General features: G+C 59.4%; 15 protein-coding genes. 6 read left to right on the forward strand and 9 right to left on the reverse strand.

The window, feature by feature from the left end; all coding sequences use genetic code 11:
- Positions 1–473 precede the first annotated feature (473 nt).
- Positions 474–1,388, forward strand: coding sequence for an HD-GYP domain-containing protein (locus RCCGE510_RS14615; protein ID WP_007631003.1), 915 nt, complete (start codon positions 474–476; stop codon positions 1,386–1,388).
- Positions 1,389–1,468: 80 nt separating this feature from the next.
- On the opposite strand, the gene RCCGE510_RS14620 is transcribed toward RCCGE510_RS14615, so the two are convergent.
- The 6 genes from RCCGE510_RS14620 to RCCGE510_RS14645 all read right to left on the reverse strand — a co-directional run bounded on the left by RCCGE510_RS14620 (position 1,469) and on the right by RCCGE510_RS14645 (position 7,267).
- The gene (locus RCCGE510_RS14620) at positions 1,469–2,794 is read right to left on the reverse strand and encodes an aspartate aminotransferase family protein (RefSeq protein WP_003592983.1); all 1,326 of its coding nucleotides are present in this window, start codon (positions 2,792–2,794) and stop codon (positions 1,469–1,471) included.
- Positions 2,795–3,126: 332 nt separating this feature from the next.
- Complete coding sequence (locus RCCGE510_RS14625; protein WP_007631005.1) at positions 3,127–3,444, reverse strand: metalloregulator ArsR/SmtB family transcription factor; 318 nt, start codon at positions 3,442–3,444, stop codon at positions 3,127–3,129.
- A gap of 117 nt (positions 3,445–3,561) precedes the next feature.
- Positions 3,562–4,311 carry a pyridoxamine 5'-phosphate oxidase family protein gene (locus RCCGE510_RS14630; protein WP_007631006.1) on the reverse strand — a complete coding sequence of 250 codons (750 nt, stop codon included), beginning with the start codon at positions 4,309–4,311 and terminating at the stop codon, positions 3,562–3,564.
- A 31-nt stretch (positions 4,312–4,342) separates the two neighbouring features.
- Complete coding sequence (choV, locus tag RCCGE510_RS14635; protein WP_007631007.1) at positions 4,343–5,395, reverse strand: choline ABC transporter ATP-binding protein; 1,053 nt, start codon at positions 5,393–5,395, stop codon at positions 4,343–4,345.
- Positions 5,392–6,237, reverse strand: a complete 846-nt coding sequence (gene choW, locus RCCGE510_RS14640) for a choline ABC transporter permease subunit (protein WP_037078742.1) — start codon at positions 6,235–6,237, stop codon at positions 5,392–5,394. Before choW ends, choV begins: the two co-directional genes overlap by 4 nt.
- A gap of 73 nt (positions 6,238–6,310) precedes the next feature.
- Positions 6,311–7,267: a choline ABC transporter substrate-binding protein gene (locus RCCGE510_RS14645; protein WP_007631010.1), complete on the reverse strand. Its 957-nt coding sequence runs from the start codon at positions 7,265–7,267 to the stop codon at positions 6,311–6,313.
- Between the two features lie 236 nt (positions 7,268–7,503).
- On the opposite strand from RCCGE510_RS14645, the gene RCCGE510_RS14650 reads away from it, so the two are divergent.
- From RCCGE510_RS14650 to RCCGE510_RS14660, 3 genes are all read left to right on the forward strand, one after another.
- The gene (locus RCCGE510_RS14650) at positions 7,504–8,106 is read left to right on the forward strand and encodes a thymidine kinase (protein ID WP_007631011.1); all 603 of its coding nucleotides are present in this window, start codon (positions 7,504–7,506) and stop codon (positions 8,104–8,106) included.
- Between the two features lie 137 nt (positions 8,107–8,243).
- Positions 8,244–9,317, forward strand: a complete 1,074-nt coding sequence (locus tag RCCGE510_RS14655) for a hypothetical protein (RefSeq protein ID WP_007631012.1) — start codon at positions 8,244–8,246, stop codon at positions 9,315–9,317.
- A 184-nt stretch (positions 9,318–9,501) separates the two neighbouring features.
- Complete coding sequence (locus RCCGE510_RS14660; protein ID WP_007631013.1) at positions 9,502–10,632, forward strand: DUF2333 family protein; 1,131 nt, start codon at positions 9,502–9,504, stop codon at positions 10,630–10,632.
- 8 nt (positions 10,633–10,640) lie between these two features.
- Here the strand turns inward: RCCGE510_RS14660 and RCCGE510_RS14665 are convergent, their stop codons facing one another.
- Together RCCGE510_RS14665 and RCCGE510_RS14670 are read right to left on the reverse strand one after the other, a co-directional pair.
- Positions 10,641–11,102 carry a PAS domain-containing protein gene (locus RCCGE510_RS14665; RefSeq protein WP_007631014.1) on the reverse strand — a complete coding sequence of 154 codons (462 nt, stop codon included), beginning with the start codon at positions 11,100–11,102 and terminating at the stop codon, positions 10,641–10,643.
- Positions 11,103–11,148: 46 nt separating this feature from the next.
- Complete coding sequence (locus RCCGE510_RS14670) at positions 11,149–11,874, reverse strand: helix-turn-helix transcriptional regulator (protein ID WP_037078745.1); 726 nt, start codon at positions 11,872–11,874, stop codon at positions 11,149–11,151.
- A gap of 327 nt (positions 11,875–12,201) precedes the next feature.
- Here RCCGE510_RS14670 and RCCGE510_RS14675 point away from each other — a divergent pair, with 327 nt between their 5' ends.
- The gene (locus RCCGE510_RS14675; protein WP_037078748.1) at positions 12,202–13,863 is read left to right on the forward strand and encodes a hypothetical protein; all 1,662 of its coding nucleotides are present in this window, start codon (positions 12,202–12,204) and stop codon (positions 13,861–13,863) included.
- 186 nt (positions 13,864–14,049) lie between these two features.
- Here the strand turns inward: RCCGE510_RS14675 and RCCGE510_RS14680 are convergent, their stop codons facing one another.
- Entirely contained in the window at positions 14,050–14,580 is a 531-nt protein-coding gene (locus RCCGE510_RS14680; protein ID WP_007631018.1) for a TIGR00645 family protein, read from the reverse strand.
- A 160-nt stretch (positions 14,581–14,740) separates the two neighbouring features.
- On the opposite strand from RCCGE510_RS14680, the gene RCCGE510_RS14685 reads away from it, so the two are divergent.
- Positions 14,741–16,420 (forward strand): formate--tetrahydrofolate ligase, encoded by a 1,680-nt coding sequence (locus RCCGE510_RS14685; RefSeq protein WP_007631020.1) that lies wholly within the window; start codon positions 14,741–14,743, stop codon positions 16,418–16,420.
- The last annotated feature ends 153 nt before the right edge of the window (positions 16,421–16,573 follow it).

Here is a 16,573-nt window from a genome sequence, read left to right on the forward strand (position 1 = left end):
CTCCTTGGATGGGGTCATTGACCCGCGATGAGGTGCCGCGCCGGTTTTCCGGATCGTTCAACAGCGCCAGGCTGTGCCAAGGACGATCGATTTTGGCGCGATCAATACGCCCTCCGGCCATATTTGGCTCGGATGGGTGCAACGGCAAGATTTCTAGGAATTTTGGTGAGATTCCGCAAGATCATAACAAAATGAAACGAAAATCGAGGCGGTCCGGCACGGTTTCGTCGAAAATCGTTCGATCCGGCGCCGTTTTCCGCTTTTCGGAGGAGACTCGGGGAGCCCGTATCAGCGATGAGCGGATGAAGGCTCTCGAATTTCGCGGATGTTCTCTCATATCTGGAACTTCAATTTTGTTTGAGATTAACATTTGATTCTACCAATCGGAGTAGAACCATTGTTCGTGCATATATTGTTGCGATGCAAAAACGGTCGACGACAAATAGAGAGATATTTCAGGAACAGAGATCTGCATGCTCAAGCGTATCGAAGCCAGACAGGTGCGCACCGGAATGTTTGTCGAGGCGATCGAGGGTGTATGGCAAGATCCTCTTCTGTCCAAGAGAAGATTTCTCCTGCGCCGTGAAATGGATGCCGTGACTCTTCGCAAGAGTGGCATTCCAGGCGTGGTCATCAATACCAGCAGGGGCCTCGATATTGATGGCCTGCCAGGCGGCAATCTCGAGATCGACACCAAGGCCGCACACGAGACGATTCAGAAATCCGTGCAGGTGCTGGAGAACGTTTTCGGTCGGTTGCAGCATGGCGATGGGATCAGCGTCGATCAGGTGGCGCCGGTGATTTCCTCGGTCTCCAAGTCGATCGATCAGAACCCGACCGTCTTCCTAAGCGTTACGCGCCTGAAATCCAGGGACGAGGTGACGTTCCTGCATTCCATTTCTGTGAGTGCGCTGATGATCCTTTTCAGCCGCCATCTCGGACTTGACGAGACAACCGTGCAGATGCTCGGCACAGCAGGATTACTGCACGACGTCGGCAAGCTCGAAATTCCGCTGGAGGTGCTCAACAAGGAAGGACGTCTGGATGAAGACGAGATCAAGATGATCCGCGACCATCCGGAAAAGGGACACGCAATCCTGTCGCGCCAGGAAGGCATGTCGGAGATCGTTCTCGACGTCTGCCTCAACCATCATGAGCGGATCGACGGCAAGGGTTATCCCCGCAAGCTTTCTGAGACGCAGGTCAGCTTTCATGCACGTCTTGCGGCGATTTGCGACGTGTATGACGCCGTCACCTCGGTGCGGCCCTACAGGGCGCCATGGAGCGCCAGCCAGGCACTGAAATGGATGCTTGGCAATGAAGGGCATTTCGATCGCCGGCTGCTGAAGAAATTCGCCCTCTGTCTGTCCGTCGCCGCCGTGACCTGAGGTCGATCCATCGCGGCAACAAAAGGCCTGCGTGGGTTTGAGTCCCCGCAGGCCATGATGCCGAAAGCTTGAGAGTTTTCTCAGATGTTGTTCTGCAGGATGGTCCGCAGCTTGCCGAAAAGCTCGTCGATATGCTGCTTCTCGATGATCAGCGGCGGAGAGAGCGCGATGATATCGCCGGTGGTGCGGATCAGCAGGCCGCTTTCATAGGCTTTCAGGAAAGCGGTGAAGGCGCGCTTGGTCGGCTCGCCGGCAATCGGATCGAGTTCGATCGCGCCGATCAAGCCGGTGTTCCTGATGTCGATGACATTGGGGCAGTCTTTCAGCGAATGCAGCGCGTCGGCCCAGTAATCGGAAAGCTCGGCGGCGCGTGTCAACAGCCCTTCTTCCTTGTAGGTGTCGAGTGTGGCGAGGGCGGCGGCGGAGGCGATCGGGTTGCCGGAATAGGTATAGCCGTGGAAGAACTCGATCATATGCTCCGGACCGTTCATGAAGGCATCATGGATCTCGGAGGTGACGAAGACGGCGCCCATCGGAATGACGCCGTTGGTCAGTCCCTTGGCTGCGGTGATCATGTCGGGCTTGACGTCGTAATATTGCGCGGCGAAGGGGGCGCCGAGGCGGCCGAAGCCGGTGATGACCTCGTCGAAGATCAGAAGGATGCCGTGTTTGGTGCAGATCTCGCGCAGCTTCTGCAGATAGCCCTTCGGCGGGATCAGGACGCCGGTGGAGCCGGCCACCGGCTCGACGATGACGGCGGCAACGGTGGAGGCGTCGTGCAGGGTGACGATACGCTCGAGCTCGGTGGCGATGTCGCCGCCATGCTCGGGCTCGCCGCGGGTGAAGTTGTTCTTTCCGGGCTGGTGGGTATGCGGCATGTGATCGACCCCGGTCAGCAGCGTGCCGAACATCTTGCGATTGGTGACGATGCCGCCGACGGAGATGCCGCCGAAGTTGACGCCGTGATAGCCGCGCTCGCGGCCGATCAGGCGGAAACGAGAACCATTGCCCTTCACGCGGTGATAGGCGAGCGCCACCTTGAGCGCTGTCTCGACGGATTCGGATCCGGAATTGGTATAGAGAACGTGGTTCAGGCCTTCGGGAGCGATGTCGACTAGGCGGTTCGCCAGTTCGAAGGCTTTGGGGTGGCCGAGCTGGAAGGCCGGGGCGTAATCGAGCTCGCCGGCCTGCTCACGGATTGCCTCGGTGATTTTCGGACGGCAGTGGCCGGCGTTGACGCACCAGAGGCCGGCAGTGCCGTCCAGCACCTGACGGCCGTCATGGGTGGTATAATACATGTCCTTGGCGCCGACGAACATGCGCGGCTCCTTCTTGAACTGGCGATTTGCTGTGAAGGGCATCCAGAAGGCGCGAAGATCGTTCGGTGCGTTGAGGCGATTGGACATGCTGTTCTCCTGGCCGCTGACGGCCCTTTCCCGGGGCTTCACGCCCAAATTTTGACTGCCCGGTCAAATTATCAGGGCTTCCCGATGCGTCAACGGGAAAACGCCAGAGAGCCACTGGTGGCGGGAGGCTCGAGTTGCCCCATCAATCTGGGAATAGCTCGGGCAATCTGGGAACAGCTCGGGGCCGACAGACGCAATTAAAAAGGCACGACCGGCAAATCGCAAGTTTGCCGGTCGTGCCATAAGGTTCAGGTGCTAAAATATCGTTGCCGCGCCTCCGGGAACATCCCCTTACGCCACGACATCGGCCGACATTCATGTCAGCGCTATCATCAAGCGGCGGATCTGTTCCGGTTCTGCACGAGGTAGATGTCTTCGAGCGTCGCCAGGATCCTTATCACCGGCTCGGAGGTGCTCGAATAATAAATGGTTTGTGCGTCGCGGCGGGTCTTGACCAGCTTTTGAGCGCGCAGTTTCGATAGGTGCTGGGAAAGAGCCGACTGGCTGAGGCCGACCTGCGTTGCAAGTACGCCGACGGCCACTTCGCCCTTCACGAGGCTACACAGGATCAGCAATCTCTTCGGGTTGGCCATGGCCGATAATAACGCCGCCGCCACATTGGTGTGATCGGCCAAATCCGTGGTTTCCATATTGTTATCTTCCTAATGCGAAACGTACATCATCCGTGTGGGCACTGGCCGCCAGCCGGGATTTTAACCGACGCCCGAAAACTAGCAACTGCGGGCGAAGATTGTATATACCTAAATTTAAGGTATCGAGTATGCTATTTTAGATATGTTTGAACAAATGTGATCGGCGTCCCCAGCGAGGGTTTCGAATTCGTATCGCAGCAGATAATCGCCGGAAATCATGTCGAAACCTGAGGGATCGACACCACAAATGCGCCAGGAAGCCGATTCCGGAGCCTTTAGCCTGGTAGCGAGGGTCTCGGCCACATCGGGGTAGCGCGCTACTAAATCTCGCACTGCTTCTGCCGCTCTGGCGGCGACTTCTTCATTCGCGGACGACTGGATTACGAGATCGTTTGCGCCGAGCAGGTAAGCGCGGCCGAAGCCGCCATTGAGGCTGGCCCGTTCCGGCTTGAGACGGAAGAACAGGAAATCAGGAAAGTCGAGATAAAGCTTCGCCTTGGCGTGGCGAGCGAGAAAACGCGTGCGTATGCGCTCGTAGAACACATTGTCGCGCTCGACGGGTTCAGCCAGGCATTGGGTTGTCAGGCGAGGGTGGGCGAGCGGATCGCCTTTGCCGGGCTCGCCGGTCAGGAGTGAGGCGCGCGGGTCGCTGGCGAGCGCCCTGGTATGGGCCGACAGCTTCGAAACGAGGATGACGGGGGTGCCGTCAATATCGGTCGCGACCAGCACGCGGCTGGCGAAGGGGAAGCCGGTCTCGGGGTCGAGAACGGCAATCGCCGCGTGCCGCGCGGAGCGCAGAAGCACGCGGGCGAGCTTGCGGGCATCGTCGTCGGTTTCGCGTATGGGCGAGGGTTGATCTTTCATATCCGCTTTGTGGCAAAGCGGATTGAAAACATCAAGCGTCCTGCCTGCGGCGATGGCGGGTGAGGCCGGCAACGATATCTTGGGCCGAGATGGTGCCCACGATCGTGCCGTTCTCGACGATGCCGATGCTGCCGGGCTGGCGGGCAAGGGCATCGAGGATATCGACGAGCGGGGTCGCGGCGCGGGCCGTGGCGCTGACGCTCATGCCGGCGGCCGTCTGGCCGAGGCCGGGCTGCATCACGTCGGCCGCCGTCAGCATGCTGATCGGGTTGAGATGCTGCACGAAATCGGCGACATACTGGTCGGCGGGGTTCTTGACGATGTCGTGCGGCGTTCCGCACTGGATGATGTGGCCACCCTCCATGATGGCGATGCGGTTGCCGATGCGGAAGGCCTCGTCGAGATCGTGGCTGACGAAGAGGATGGTCTTCTTCAGACGCCGCTGGAACTCCAGGAGCTCGTCCTGCAGGCGGGTACGGATCAAGGGATCAAGCGCCGAAAACGGCTCGTCCATTAGCAGGATAGGGGCGCCGGTGGCAAATGCGCGCGCAAGCCCGACGCGCTGCTGCATGCCGCCCGAGAGTTCGTTGACCTTGCGGTCGGCCCATTTCGTCAGGTTGACGAGCTCGAGCTGTTCGCCGACGCGCCGCTTGCGTTCGGGCTCCGGCATGCCGGCGAGTTCAAGGCCAAAGCCGACATTCTCGGCGACTGTTCGCCAGGGCAGAAGAGCGAATTGCTGGAACACCATGGAGACGGTGTGGGTGCGCAGCTCCCGCAGCGCCTTGGCGTTACATCTGTAAGGGTTGACCGGACCATTGGAGGTCGAGACCGAGACGTCGCCGCGCACCACCGGGGCGAGCCCGTTGACAGCGCGCAGCAGCGTCGACTTGCCCGAGCCGGAAAGGCCCATCAGCACCAGGATTTCGCCTTCTTCGATGGTCAGCGAGGCATTGGCGACGCCGAGCACCAGGCCGGTGGCGGCGCCGATTTCGTCACGTGTTTTGCCCTGGTCGACCATGGCAAGCGCTGTTTCCGGCCGATCGCCGAAGATGATGCTGACATCCTTGAAGCTTACTGCGGTCATGCGCCGCCTCCTTCACCCGCGGTGCGGAATATGCGGTCGAGAATGATCGCCAGGATGACGATGCAGAAACCGGCTTCGAAGCCCTTGGCGATATTGACGGTGTTGAGCGCGCGCACGACCGGCACGCCAAGCCCGGGAGCCCCTACGAGGGCGGCGATGACCACCATCGACAGGGACAGCATGATGGTTTGGGTGAGGCCGGCCATGATCTGCGGCATGGCAAAGGGAAGTTCGATCTTGCGCAGCACCTGGATTGGCGTTGCGCCAAAAGCAACGGCGGCTTCGACGAGGGAACGCGGCGTCGAGATGATGCCGAGGCGCGTCAGCCGGATGGGGGCGGGGATGGCGAAGATGACCGTCGCGATCAGGCCCGGGACCATGCCGAGGCCGAAGAGGATGAGCGCCGGAATCAGATAGACGAATGTCGGAATGGTCTGCATCAGATCGAGCACCGGGCGCATGGCGGCATAGACCCAAGGGCGGCGGGCGGCGGCAATGCCGAAGGGAATGCCGATCACCATGCAAACGAAGGTGGCGGCGAGCACCAGGGCGAGCGTCTCCGTCGTCTCTTTCCAATACCCTTGGTTTACGATGAGCAGCAGCCCAAGACAGGTGAAGAGCGTAACTGCGATCGACCGGCGCAGCCAGAAGGCAAGGGCGGTGATGGCAGCGATGACGATCAGCGGGTGGGGCTTCTGCAGCACGAAGAGTAGGCCGTCTATGGCGCTCGACAGCAGGAAGGCGAGCTGGTTGAAGAACCACTCGCCGTTCGATGTCAGCCAGTCCACGAAGGATTTGGCCATTGAGCCGATGGGAATCTTAGCGTCGGTGATCCAATTCAAGGGGCGCGCCTATCCAAAAAAATCAACAATCGGACAAAAATAAAATGGGGCGGCGAGCCGCCCCATCATATCGTCAAAGGCCGAGGCCGGTCTTGGCAGCCGCCAGCGCGTCGCCCTTGCCGTCGCGGGTCTTGACGCCCGCAAGCCAGGGATCGAGGGCGGAGGGGTTGGCCTTCAGCCATTCGGTCGCCGCAGCTTCCGGCTCCTTGCCGTCGTCGAGGATCTTGCCCATGATCTGGTTCTCCATCTCGAGGGAGAACGTCAGGTTCTTCAGCATCGCGCCGACATTCGGGCATTCGCCGACATAGCCGGCGCGAACATTGGTGTAGACCTTGGCGCCGCCGAAGTCCGGGCCGAAGACGTCGTCACCGCCTGTGAGATAGGTCAGCTTGAAATTCGTGTTCATCGGATGGGGTTCCCAGCCGAGGAAGACGATGGGCTTGCCTGCTTTTTCGGCGCGAGCGACCTGGGCGAGCATGCCCTGTTCGGAGGATTCGACGACTTCCAAATCCTTCATGCCGAAGGTATTCTTTTCGATCAGATCCATGACGAGGCGGTTGCCGTCATTGCCTGGCTCGATGCCGTAGATCTTGCCGTCGAGATCGTCCTTGTGGGCGGCGATATCCTTGAAGTCCTTGATGCCGAGTTCCGCACCCTTGGCGTTGGTGGCGAGCGTGTACTTGGCGCCGACGAGGTTGGGGCCGAAGGATTCGACCGACTTGTCGTCGAGATAGGGGCGGACGTCCTTTTCCTGGGTCGGCATCCAGTTGCCGAGGAAGATGTCGATGTCCTTGTTCTTCAGCGAGGTATAGGTGACCGGTACCGAAAGGACCTTGATATCGGTCTGATAGCCGATGCTCTTCAGGACGACGGAGGCAGTGGCGGTGGTGGCGGTAATGTCGGTCCAGCCGACGTCCGAGAAATGAACGGTGGAGCAGCTGTCGGGATCCGCGGCGAAGGCAGCGGTCGCAATGGAGAGAGTAGCGATGGCAGTGGCAGTGACGAATTTGAATGTGCTTGTTGTTTTCATTTTAGACTCCCAGTCTTTAAGTTCCCAAGCCAACCACCAATAGCCGAGTTTGACAAGCGACCTCAGTGCGTTTGCGTCGTATCGACCCATGCGATTGCGACGTCGGGCAGATTTTTGGAAGCAGCTTGTTTTTGGAGTTTTCAGCAGTTTTTGAGCGGAATTTCTGTGATTATCACTGTTGCGGGGCTTTTCTTTGCCATTGTGAGCTTTCAATAAGCCGATCAAGGAGAGATTGAATGGCAAAACTCTATTTCAACTACTCGACGATGAATGCCGGCAAGTCGACGATGCTGCTGCAGGCCTCCTACAATTATCAGGAGCGCGGCATGCGCACGGTGCAGCTGATCGCTGCCTTCGACGAGCGTACCGGCCGAGGCGTCATCGGTTCGCGCATCGGGCTGGAGGCGAGCGCCATTCCCTTCGAACCGCACGAGGACCTGTTCCGGCTGATCGCGACGCTGAGCGGTGAAGGGGCGCCGATTGCCTGCATCTTCGTCGACGAGGCGCATTTCATGACGCCTGTCCAGGTCTGGCAGCTTGCCCGCGTCGTCGACAGGCTCGGCATTCCTGTGATGGTCTACGGATTGAGAACCGATTTCCAGGGCAAATTGTTTCCTGCGTCGCAGGAGTTGTTGGCGATCGCCGACGAAATGCGCGAGGTGCGCACGATCTGCCATTGCGGGCGCAAGGCGACGATGGTGGTGCGGCTCGACGCGGCGGGGAAGGTGCTGCACGAAGGCGCGCAGATCGAAGTCGGCGGCAATGAGAAATATGTCTCGCTCTGCCGCAGGCATTGGGACGAAGCGATGAACGGGACCTGGATCGCCGAGCCGGTCTGAAGCCGCGATGCGGCCTGCTTTCTTTGGCGCCGGAAAGCGACATGCTTTCTATTTTACGCAGTTTCGGACGGAAACCGCTCACACTTTTCGGCATCATGCTCTAGCTTGGGACGAATGAGATTCCCTGGAGAAGCCTGGTGCGTAAACCTCCGCCATTCGACGGCCGATACGAAGCTGCAGGCATCCTTGCCGAGAGGATTGCGGCCGACGGAGACTATTGCGTGGCCGCGATCAACGCCTTCAGCGGCGATGAAGCACGGTCGGCCGACGAGGTCTTCCTCGAGCAGAATTCTCGTTTCCAGGCCCATATCGCCGATGCTGCCGCACTCGACGCCCTGCAGGCGGAGCTGGTCTTTTCCCTCGACCGGCTAACGGCGGAGGTTTCGGCGGATCTCGACAGCTTCCGAGGGCTGACGCTGCGCGAGAAGATGGCCGGCTGGACGTCGCGCCAGCGGATGTGGCGCAGGTATACCGAACGCGTGCGCGAGGCCCCCGTCATCGAACGGCTGCTCGAACTTCTGACGAAATCGGATGCGCTCGCCAGGTTGATCGGCGGCCAGCGCGCTTCGATCATCGAACGGCACAGGGCCGCCGAGCGCGGTCTCGTCGACATCGTCGAGCAACGGCGCCGGCTGGTCGATTCCATCGATATTGCCCGCCTCAAGATGAAGGAACTCAATGCCAAGGCGTTGACGACGCAGGGCCGTATCGGCGTCTACGGCAACAGGGCGCATTGGGAGCAGATGGAGGCGGAGCGGCGGGCGCTGAAGGCGCAGGCCGAGCAGATTTCTGCCGGCGAGCACGAGATGCGCGACGACAGCCAGCGGCGCGAGCGTTTCATCGGCCTGTTCCAGGCCTTTGTCGATTCGCTGAACGGCCGGATCGCCGGTTGTAACGTGCTGCTGCGCAAGCTGATGATCGACGTCGAGGAGCGGTTGATCATCTACCAGGCGCAGGTCGATACCGACCGGCCGGGTATGAAGATGCGGATCAAGCCGGAACTCTTTCCCGATATCGCCGCGCCGATCAGGCTGTTCGAGAAAGGCATGCTGGTCGCCCAGGATCTGGAGCGGCGCAAGAGCCGCGCTGATCTGGAATTTACCGGGAGGTTTCCGACCTATGCCGAGCCGGCGCCGGAAAAATCGGGAGCGCCTCTGATCGACACAGAGCGCAGGTCCTTGCGTTTCAACCTGCCTTTCCTGCGTTCCTGATCTGCAATACACAGTCAGCGCCTCTTTTCCGCATGGCGCACTTGCGAAAAATCGGATGGCTCGTGTTGTGCTCGGCCCATCGAGCGCATATGTGGATGCAGCAACTCAAAGTGTTGCAGCGTCCTTAGCGGTCTGAAAAGACGCGCGGCGCTGTAGTGTTCGCCTCGCCTGACAGGAGACGACGATGCTTGACCGGATAGCCGGTTTTTTCAGGCTGATCGGCCAGACGATCGGTCGCTGGGCTCGCCTATTTTGCGCCTGGGCTTTCTGGCCCTTCCTTGCCGCGCACGGCTGGTATCAGCGTCGGAGCTGGATGGTCCGGCTGCCGGTCATCGCTTTCGTGGCGCTGCTCGTCGCGCTCTACAGCTATTTCTTCTGGCAGACGCAGGTGTGGTCGAATTTCAACACCGCTTTCGTCGAACAGTATCGTCTTTCCGACCGCAAGGTTGCCGCCGGGCAGGAAGTGCCAGTCGCCGCGGGAGCCAATGCGACGGCGCAGAAGACCTGCCAGCGCTCGGCGATCGTCGATGTCACAGCCGATCTGACCGATTTCAACGTCAACCAGAATGCATGGATCTCCTCCATGCTGCTGTACAAGATGGGCTTCTTCGGCGTCGACTGGGATCACACGCCCTTCCTCGACAACAAGGCATCGTTCCAGCGCGGCGTCAATCAGGCGATTCGGAGGACCTCGGCGGAGCTTGTCGACACGCTGGGACGCGTGCGCGGCACGTCGGGCATCAACAACGACCTGCAGAGCGCGCGCGGCAATCTGCAGTTCGATGAATACAGCTGGTATTTCGGGCTCAATCCGTTCGGACCGAAGACGCCGACACCTTCCTATTACCGCTCGGCGATCGGCAGCCTGCGCAAATTCAACACCGATCTCGCCCTCTGCAACGCGATTTTTGACGGCCGTGCGGACAATCTCATCCAATTCATCGACCGCATCGCCAACGACCTCGGTGGTACTTCCGACATGCTCGCGGAGCGCTCGGAAAACCATAATCGCGGCTGGTTCGACACACGCGCCGACGACCGGTTCTGGTTCGCCTACGGCCAGCTCTACGGCTACTACGCGATCATGGCGGCAGCGCAGGCGGATTTCTCGCAGGTGGTGCAGGAGCGCAATCTCGGAGCAATCTGGGGCGGGACCATGCGGCAGTTCCAGGCGGCCTTGCGCATCCAGCCGGCGATCATCTCGAATGGCCGCGAGGATGGCTGGATCATGCCGAGCCATCTTGCCACCATGGGCTTCTATATTCTGAGGGTGCGCTCGAACATAGTCGAGATCCGCTCGGTGCTCGATCGCTAAAACTGGCGTCAGCGGCGCCCCGTATTGTCCTCGAAGCCGACGACGCGCAGTTTCTCGACAAATTCATAGGTAATGCCGACGATGCCGCCGCCGCTTTCATCGTCACGGAAGCGGCCGACGCTGCGCACCAGCTTGTAGCCGCCAAGCCGGTTATCCACGCGGTATACGAAATGGAAACCGACGCCGTGAAGGCTCGCCTCTTCGAAGGTCTGGGCGATCAGGCTGCGGTCCTCCTCGTGGATGCGCGACATCAACTCGGTCAGATTGACGGGGCCGTTGCTGTAGGGGAGATTGAAGATCTCGTGCACATCCTCGCTTGCAAAGAAATGCCCCGTCTCGATGTCGATGCGCCAGAAGCCGAAAAGGCGATAGGCGGCAAGCATCCGAACGATTTCCGCATCGGTGATGCCGATGTGGGCGCGGGATTGCTCTGCCTTGTCGATGACGGGCTGTTCGAAGCGAAGAGACACGATTCCCCCAGATCACGGGACGACGTGCCGACTCTCTTCCGATTCCTCAGTTGATCAGCTTCAATCGAATTGCCTTAGCTACCAACTGGGTACGGTTGACGCAATCGAGTTTTTTGATCGCGTTCGTCATATAGGCATTCACCGTATGGTCCGAGAGCGCAAGGATCTGGCCGATTTCGATCGAGGTCTTGCCCTGAGCAGTCCAGCGCACAACCTCTAGTTCTCGAGTCGATAGCGCGTTATAGGCGCATTCCTCGTTGCGTTTGACTGCATTGTATGCGTCGAGGGCATGCAGAATGATCATTGCCAGCTCGTTGACCTCGCTCTGGCCAAGTGCGGCGCGCTCGCCGCAGAACCAGAAGACCAGGCGCTGGCCATTCGCTGCAATGGTCGGCATGGCAACGCCCGCCGGTATGGCATGGCGCAGCATCAGGGCACGCAGTTCGGCGGGGAAGGCCTGACCATTGACGGCGTCGTTGAGGTGCCAGGCCGGCGGGACGGCAGATTCTCTCAGCCGCAAGCCAAAAGGACAGCCGCGCATCATGTGGGCGCGGTCGAACTCCCTGACATAGGCGGCCGGAAGCGAACTTTCGATCAGCAGGGGTTTCAACAGGAGGTCTTCCGGGGAGGGAGCGTGCATCAGCGTCGCATGCGACAATCCGAAAGCGGCGGAGACCCGGCCGAGCGCTTGCGCAAACAGACTGCGCGTTCGGGCAGTGGCGAGTCCTGCCGAAAGCAATGACTGTCTTTCAGAGGTGGTCATGTAAGACATTTATACGCCCCCGGCAGTCCCAAATGTTAACGCTATCAAACACAGAAAGGCGGCTGAATGCTAGTCCCAATTGACTTCACGTCGGCGATTTACTCACATTGTGTAAAATTATTGACAGGGGATCGCGCATTGGTTGAATTTCAACTTGTGGATATAGAGTTCTGGTATCTTTGATCTCCTCCATGCCCAGACTCATGGGTCTCGCGCAGTGATGCGGGGAGAGAATCACCTTGGAGAAAGCCGGAGCAACACGTGTCGAAAAGCGGCTTGCTGGCGATCAATGCAATTGCTAAGCGTTTTACCATGTATAATTGAGGCAATTTAATCGTGCGCTCTGCGATTTCTTTTTTTGTGAAATCCCTATTTTCCCTGATATTACTTGCTTTATTATTTCTGACGCTGGCGATAGGAGCGGCAACTTCGCAGGCTGCCGGGCAGAAGAAGCAGGCAGGGCAGCCGCCGATGCGGTTCATCCTCGTGCGCAGCCTCCTCTGCATGGAAGACTGTCCGGAATGGATATCGGCAGAGGGACGCATAACCTCCGATACGCCGGCGCAGCTCCGAAAAATTCTGAAGACAATCGGCAACCGGAAAATGCCGATCGTGTTTCTTTCAGAGGGTGGTGAAGTCGACGCCGCTTATGCGATGGGCCGGATGATCCGCAAGGCCGGTCTTGAAACGGCCGTGGGCGGCACACGGCTGAAGGATTGTCCAGAAGATGATATGCGTTGCGACGCCGCTATCGCAAAGAATGTACCCTCGCTTGGTAATACCTATTCCTATGGCGCGTACTGCTTTTCCGCTTGTCCGCTGGTCTTCTCCGGCGGAACCTCGCGGGTCGCGTCGCAATGGGCATTCATCGGCGTTCACCAGATCACGACAATCTACAGCAAGGTGCGTGTTTCCTACCGCATCGAATACAAGATGGTGAACGGCAGGAAGACCGAAATCTCCCGCAAGGAGGTGGGCCGAAAGTCAGCGGGGAGGAGCAGCTCCACCAAGCTGGGCAAGAAGGCCACTGCCGCTCTTACGGCCTATCTGAAGGAAATGGGCGTCAGCGCCGATTTGATTGGACTGATGATGAGCGCCACCCCTGACCGCATCAACATCGTGCCGGCCGCAGACGCACTTGAAATAGGTCTCATGACGGACATGTTGGCTTACAACGAATGGCCTGGCATGCCGCTCTGTGCTGCGGATGCTGCGGCTGAGGCCGTTTGTCATCGCCGTGCGGCGGCGGAGACGCCTGTATCCAAGGCACCCGCGCAGGCTGCGGCCGCGGTCACCAGCGAAACTCCGCCGGAAACCCGGCCGATGGATTTTCTGCTGATGTATCATGGCAATTGCCAGGATGAGTGCACACAGTGGATTTCTGCGGAAGGAGACATCACGCCGGATACGCCGGCTCGGCTGGAGGCGACCTTGAAGGCGCTCGGCGGAAGAAAGCTGCCGGTCGTCCTTCAATCCAATGGCGGGGATATGGATGCGGCTTTCGCGATGGGGCGTATGATCCGGGCTGCAGGTCTGGAGACGTCGATTGGCAGAACGCGGTTGCCGAACTGCCCGACGCTGGATCCGCGTTGCAAAGCGAGCATGGCCAAAAGCGGACCGACCCAGGGCGAGGTTTCTGCCGGCGGTGCATACTGTCTTTCGACCTGTACTCTAGTCTTGACCAGCGGAACGCCGCGGCTTGTCGGATATTCCGATATCGGCCTCGTCAGACCCACGACGGCTGAATATACGAAATTCCTCGCCTATTTCGACGAGATGGGCGTCAATGCCGAGTCTTACGAGACGATGATGCTCGCGACATCGATTGAGCGAAAGAATATACTTCGTTCTCAGGCGCTCGATCTCGGCATCGTCAATGGTATCATCCCTTATGGTGAAGAACCCGGTTCTCGCCTGTGTGGACCCGATGCCAAGGAAAGTCTTCGATGCCCCAGAAAAGCTGCAGAGATGGTTCCTGCTGCTGCTTCGCTACATTGACATCAGGATGCGAAAGAGCAGCTCGGCGTTTTACGTCGGGCGGCTGCGTGTTCACCGTTCGAAGGTGCCTCTTTGCGGTGCTCTAAAGCGCGACGCAGTTAACTTGGTTCATGCGACGCGTTTTAGCTCTTTGTTTTTATGCGTGTCGTTATCCGGGAATCGCTGCACACTTCCCGGCGACAGGCATTAAGCCTTGTCCTTCAAGTCATTCTTCGATGTCGCGCTCATCAGCTTCTCCAGGTAGCCGAGCATGACGGCTGAGACGACGAACGCGAGGTGCATCAGGGTCAGCCACATGATCTTGCCGTCCTCGTATTTGTCGGCATTGAGAAAGACCTGCAGCAGGTGGATGGAGGAGATGGCAACGATCGAGGAGGCGACCTTGATCTTCAGGCTGCCTGAATCGAGCTTGCCGAGAAAGGAGACTTCGTTGTCAGCTTCGGTCGCCTCATCGAAGCGGCTAACGAAATTCTCATACCCCGAGATCATCACCATGACGATCAGGCTTGCGACAAGGGCTGCGTCGATGAGGCTGAGCATGGCAAGGATCATCTCCGCCTCGTCCAGGGCAAAGACGCCGGAAGCGATCTTCAGGAGCTTGTAGCCGAAGGAAACGGCATAGACGGCGAGCGCCGCCACCAGGCCGATATAGAAGGCGACGAGGATCCAGCGGCTCGACAGGATGATGCGCTCGATGATGAGTTCCAGTGCTTTCATGTCTTCACCTTGTAAAACCGCGATCGTTGACCGCCACATAAACGTCCAGCGTGTCGGCCGCAAGGCGCGGCGCTATTCACACCCCGCCGATATTTCGCTATCCCGATAAAGAGAGAACAAATACCTCCGCGTCTGCGGACGGCCGGGACGGGGAAGATCCATGCCATCAATCAAGTCCGATATCGAAATCGCGCGCGCTGCGGCCAAAAAGCCGATCTTCGAGATCGGGGCGAAACTCGGCATTCCGGTCGAACAGCTCGTTCCCTACGGTCACGACAAGGCAAAGGTCAGCGCCGAATTCATCGCCGGCCAGGCGGGCAAGAAGGACGGCAAGCTGATCCTTGTCACCGCGATCAATCCGACACCGGCGGGCGAGGGCAAGACGACGACCACCGTCGGGCTCGGCGACGGGCTGAACCGGATCAGCAAGAAAGCCATCGTCTGCATCCGCGAGGCTTCGCTCGGTCCCTGCTTCGGCGTCAAGGGCGGCGCGGCCGGCGGCGGTTATGCGCAGGTCGTGCCGATGGAGGACATCAACCTGCATTTCACCGGCGATTTCCATGCGATCACCTCGGCGCACAATCTGCTGGCGGCGATGATCGACAATCACATCTACTGGGGCAACGAAGAGAATATCGATATCCGCCGCATCACCTGGCGGCGGGTCATGGACATGAACGACCGGGCGCTCAGAAGCATGGTGTCCTCGCTGGGCGGCGTTGCCAATGGTTTCCCGCGCCAGGGCGGGTTCGACATCACCGTCGCCTCCGAAGTGATGGCGATCCTCTGCCTCGCCACCGACCTGAAGGATCTGGAGAGGCGGCTCGGCGACATCATCGTCGGCTATCGCTTCGACAGGACGCCGGTGCATGCGCGCGACCTGAAAGCTGATGGGGCCATGGCGGTGCTCTTAAAGGATGCGATGCAGCCGAACCTGGTGCAGACGCTGGAAAACAATCCGGCCTTCGTGCATGGCGGGCCTTTCGCCAATATTGCCCATGGCTGCAATTCGGTGACGGCGACGAAGACGGCGCTGAAACTCGGCGACTATGTGGTAACGGAGGCGGGCTTCGGGGCCGATCTCGGCGCCGAGAAATTTTTCGACATCAAGTGCCGCAAGGCCGGGCTGAAACCGGATGCGGCGGTCATCGTCGCCACCGTCAGGGCGCTGAAGATGAATGGCGGGGTGAAGAAGGACGATCTCGGCACGGAGGATGTCGCGGCGGTGAAGAAGGGCTGCGCCAATCTTGGCCGGCACGTCGCCAATGTTCGGCGGTTCGGCGTGCCGGTGGTCGTGGCGATCAACCATTTCGTCTCCGATACCGACGCCGAGATCGCGGCAGTGAAGGAATTTGTCTCGAGGCTCGGTGCCGAGGCGATCCTTTGCCGCCACTGGGCGCTGGGTTCGGCCGGCATCGAGGAACTGGCGCACAAGGTGGTGGAATTGGCCGAATCCGGACAGGCGAAATTCCAGCCGCTTTACGGCGACGATCTTTCGCTGTTCGAGAAGATCGAGATCGTCGCCTCGAAGATCTATCACGCCGGCGAGGTGACGGCCGACAAGGCGGTGCGCGACCAGTTGCAGACATGGGAGGAGCAGGGTTACGGCAAGCTGCCGGTCTGCATGGCGAAGACGCAATATTCCTTCTCCACCGATCCGAGCCTGCGCGGCGCGCCGGAAGGCCACATCGTCACGGTGCGGGAGGTGCGGCTTTCGGCAGGAGCCGGCTTCGTCGTCGCCATTACCGGCGAGATCATGACAATGCCCGGCCTGCCGAAATCACCGTCGGCGGAACGGATTTTCCTGAACGACCAAGGTTATATCGAGGGGTTGTTCTGATCCTGCACGCGACATCCTCTCTCACCAGATCGGCGACACCAGCCCCTTGCATATTCAATTCGCACTTTCACGTTCAATGCGCACCAAACATCTAACAATTAGCGCGAATTGAACATGCAAGGGGCTGCGCTTCAAGCGAGACCCAGCCACTCA

The sequence above is a fragment of the Rhizobium sp. CCGE 510 genome, assembly GCF_000292525.1.
Lineage (GTDB): Bacteria > Pseudomonadota > Alphaproteobacteria > Rhizobiales > Rhizobiaceae > Rhizobium.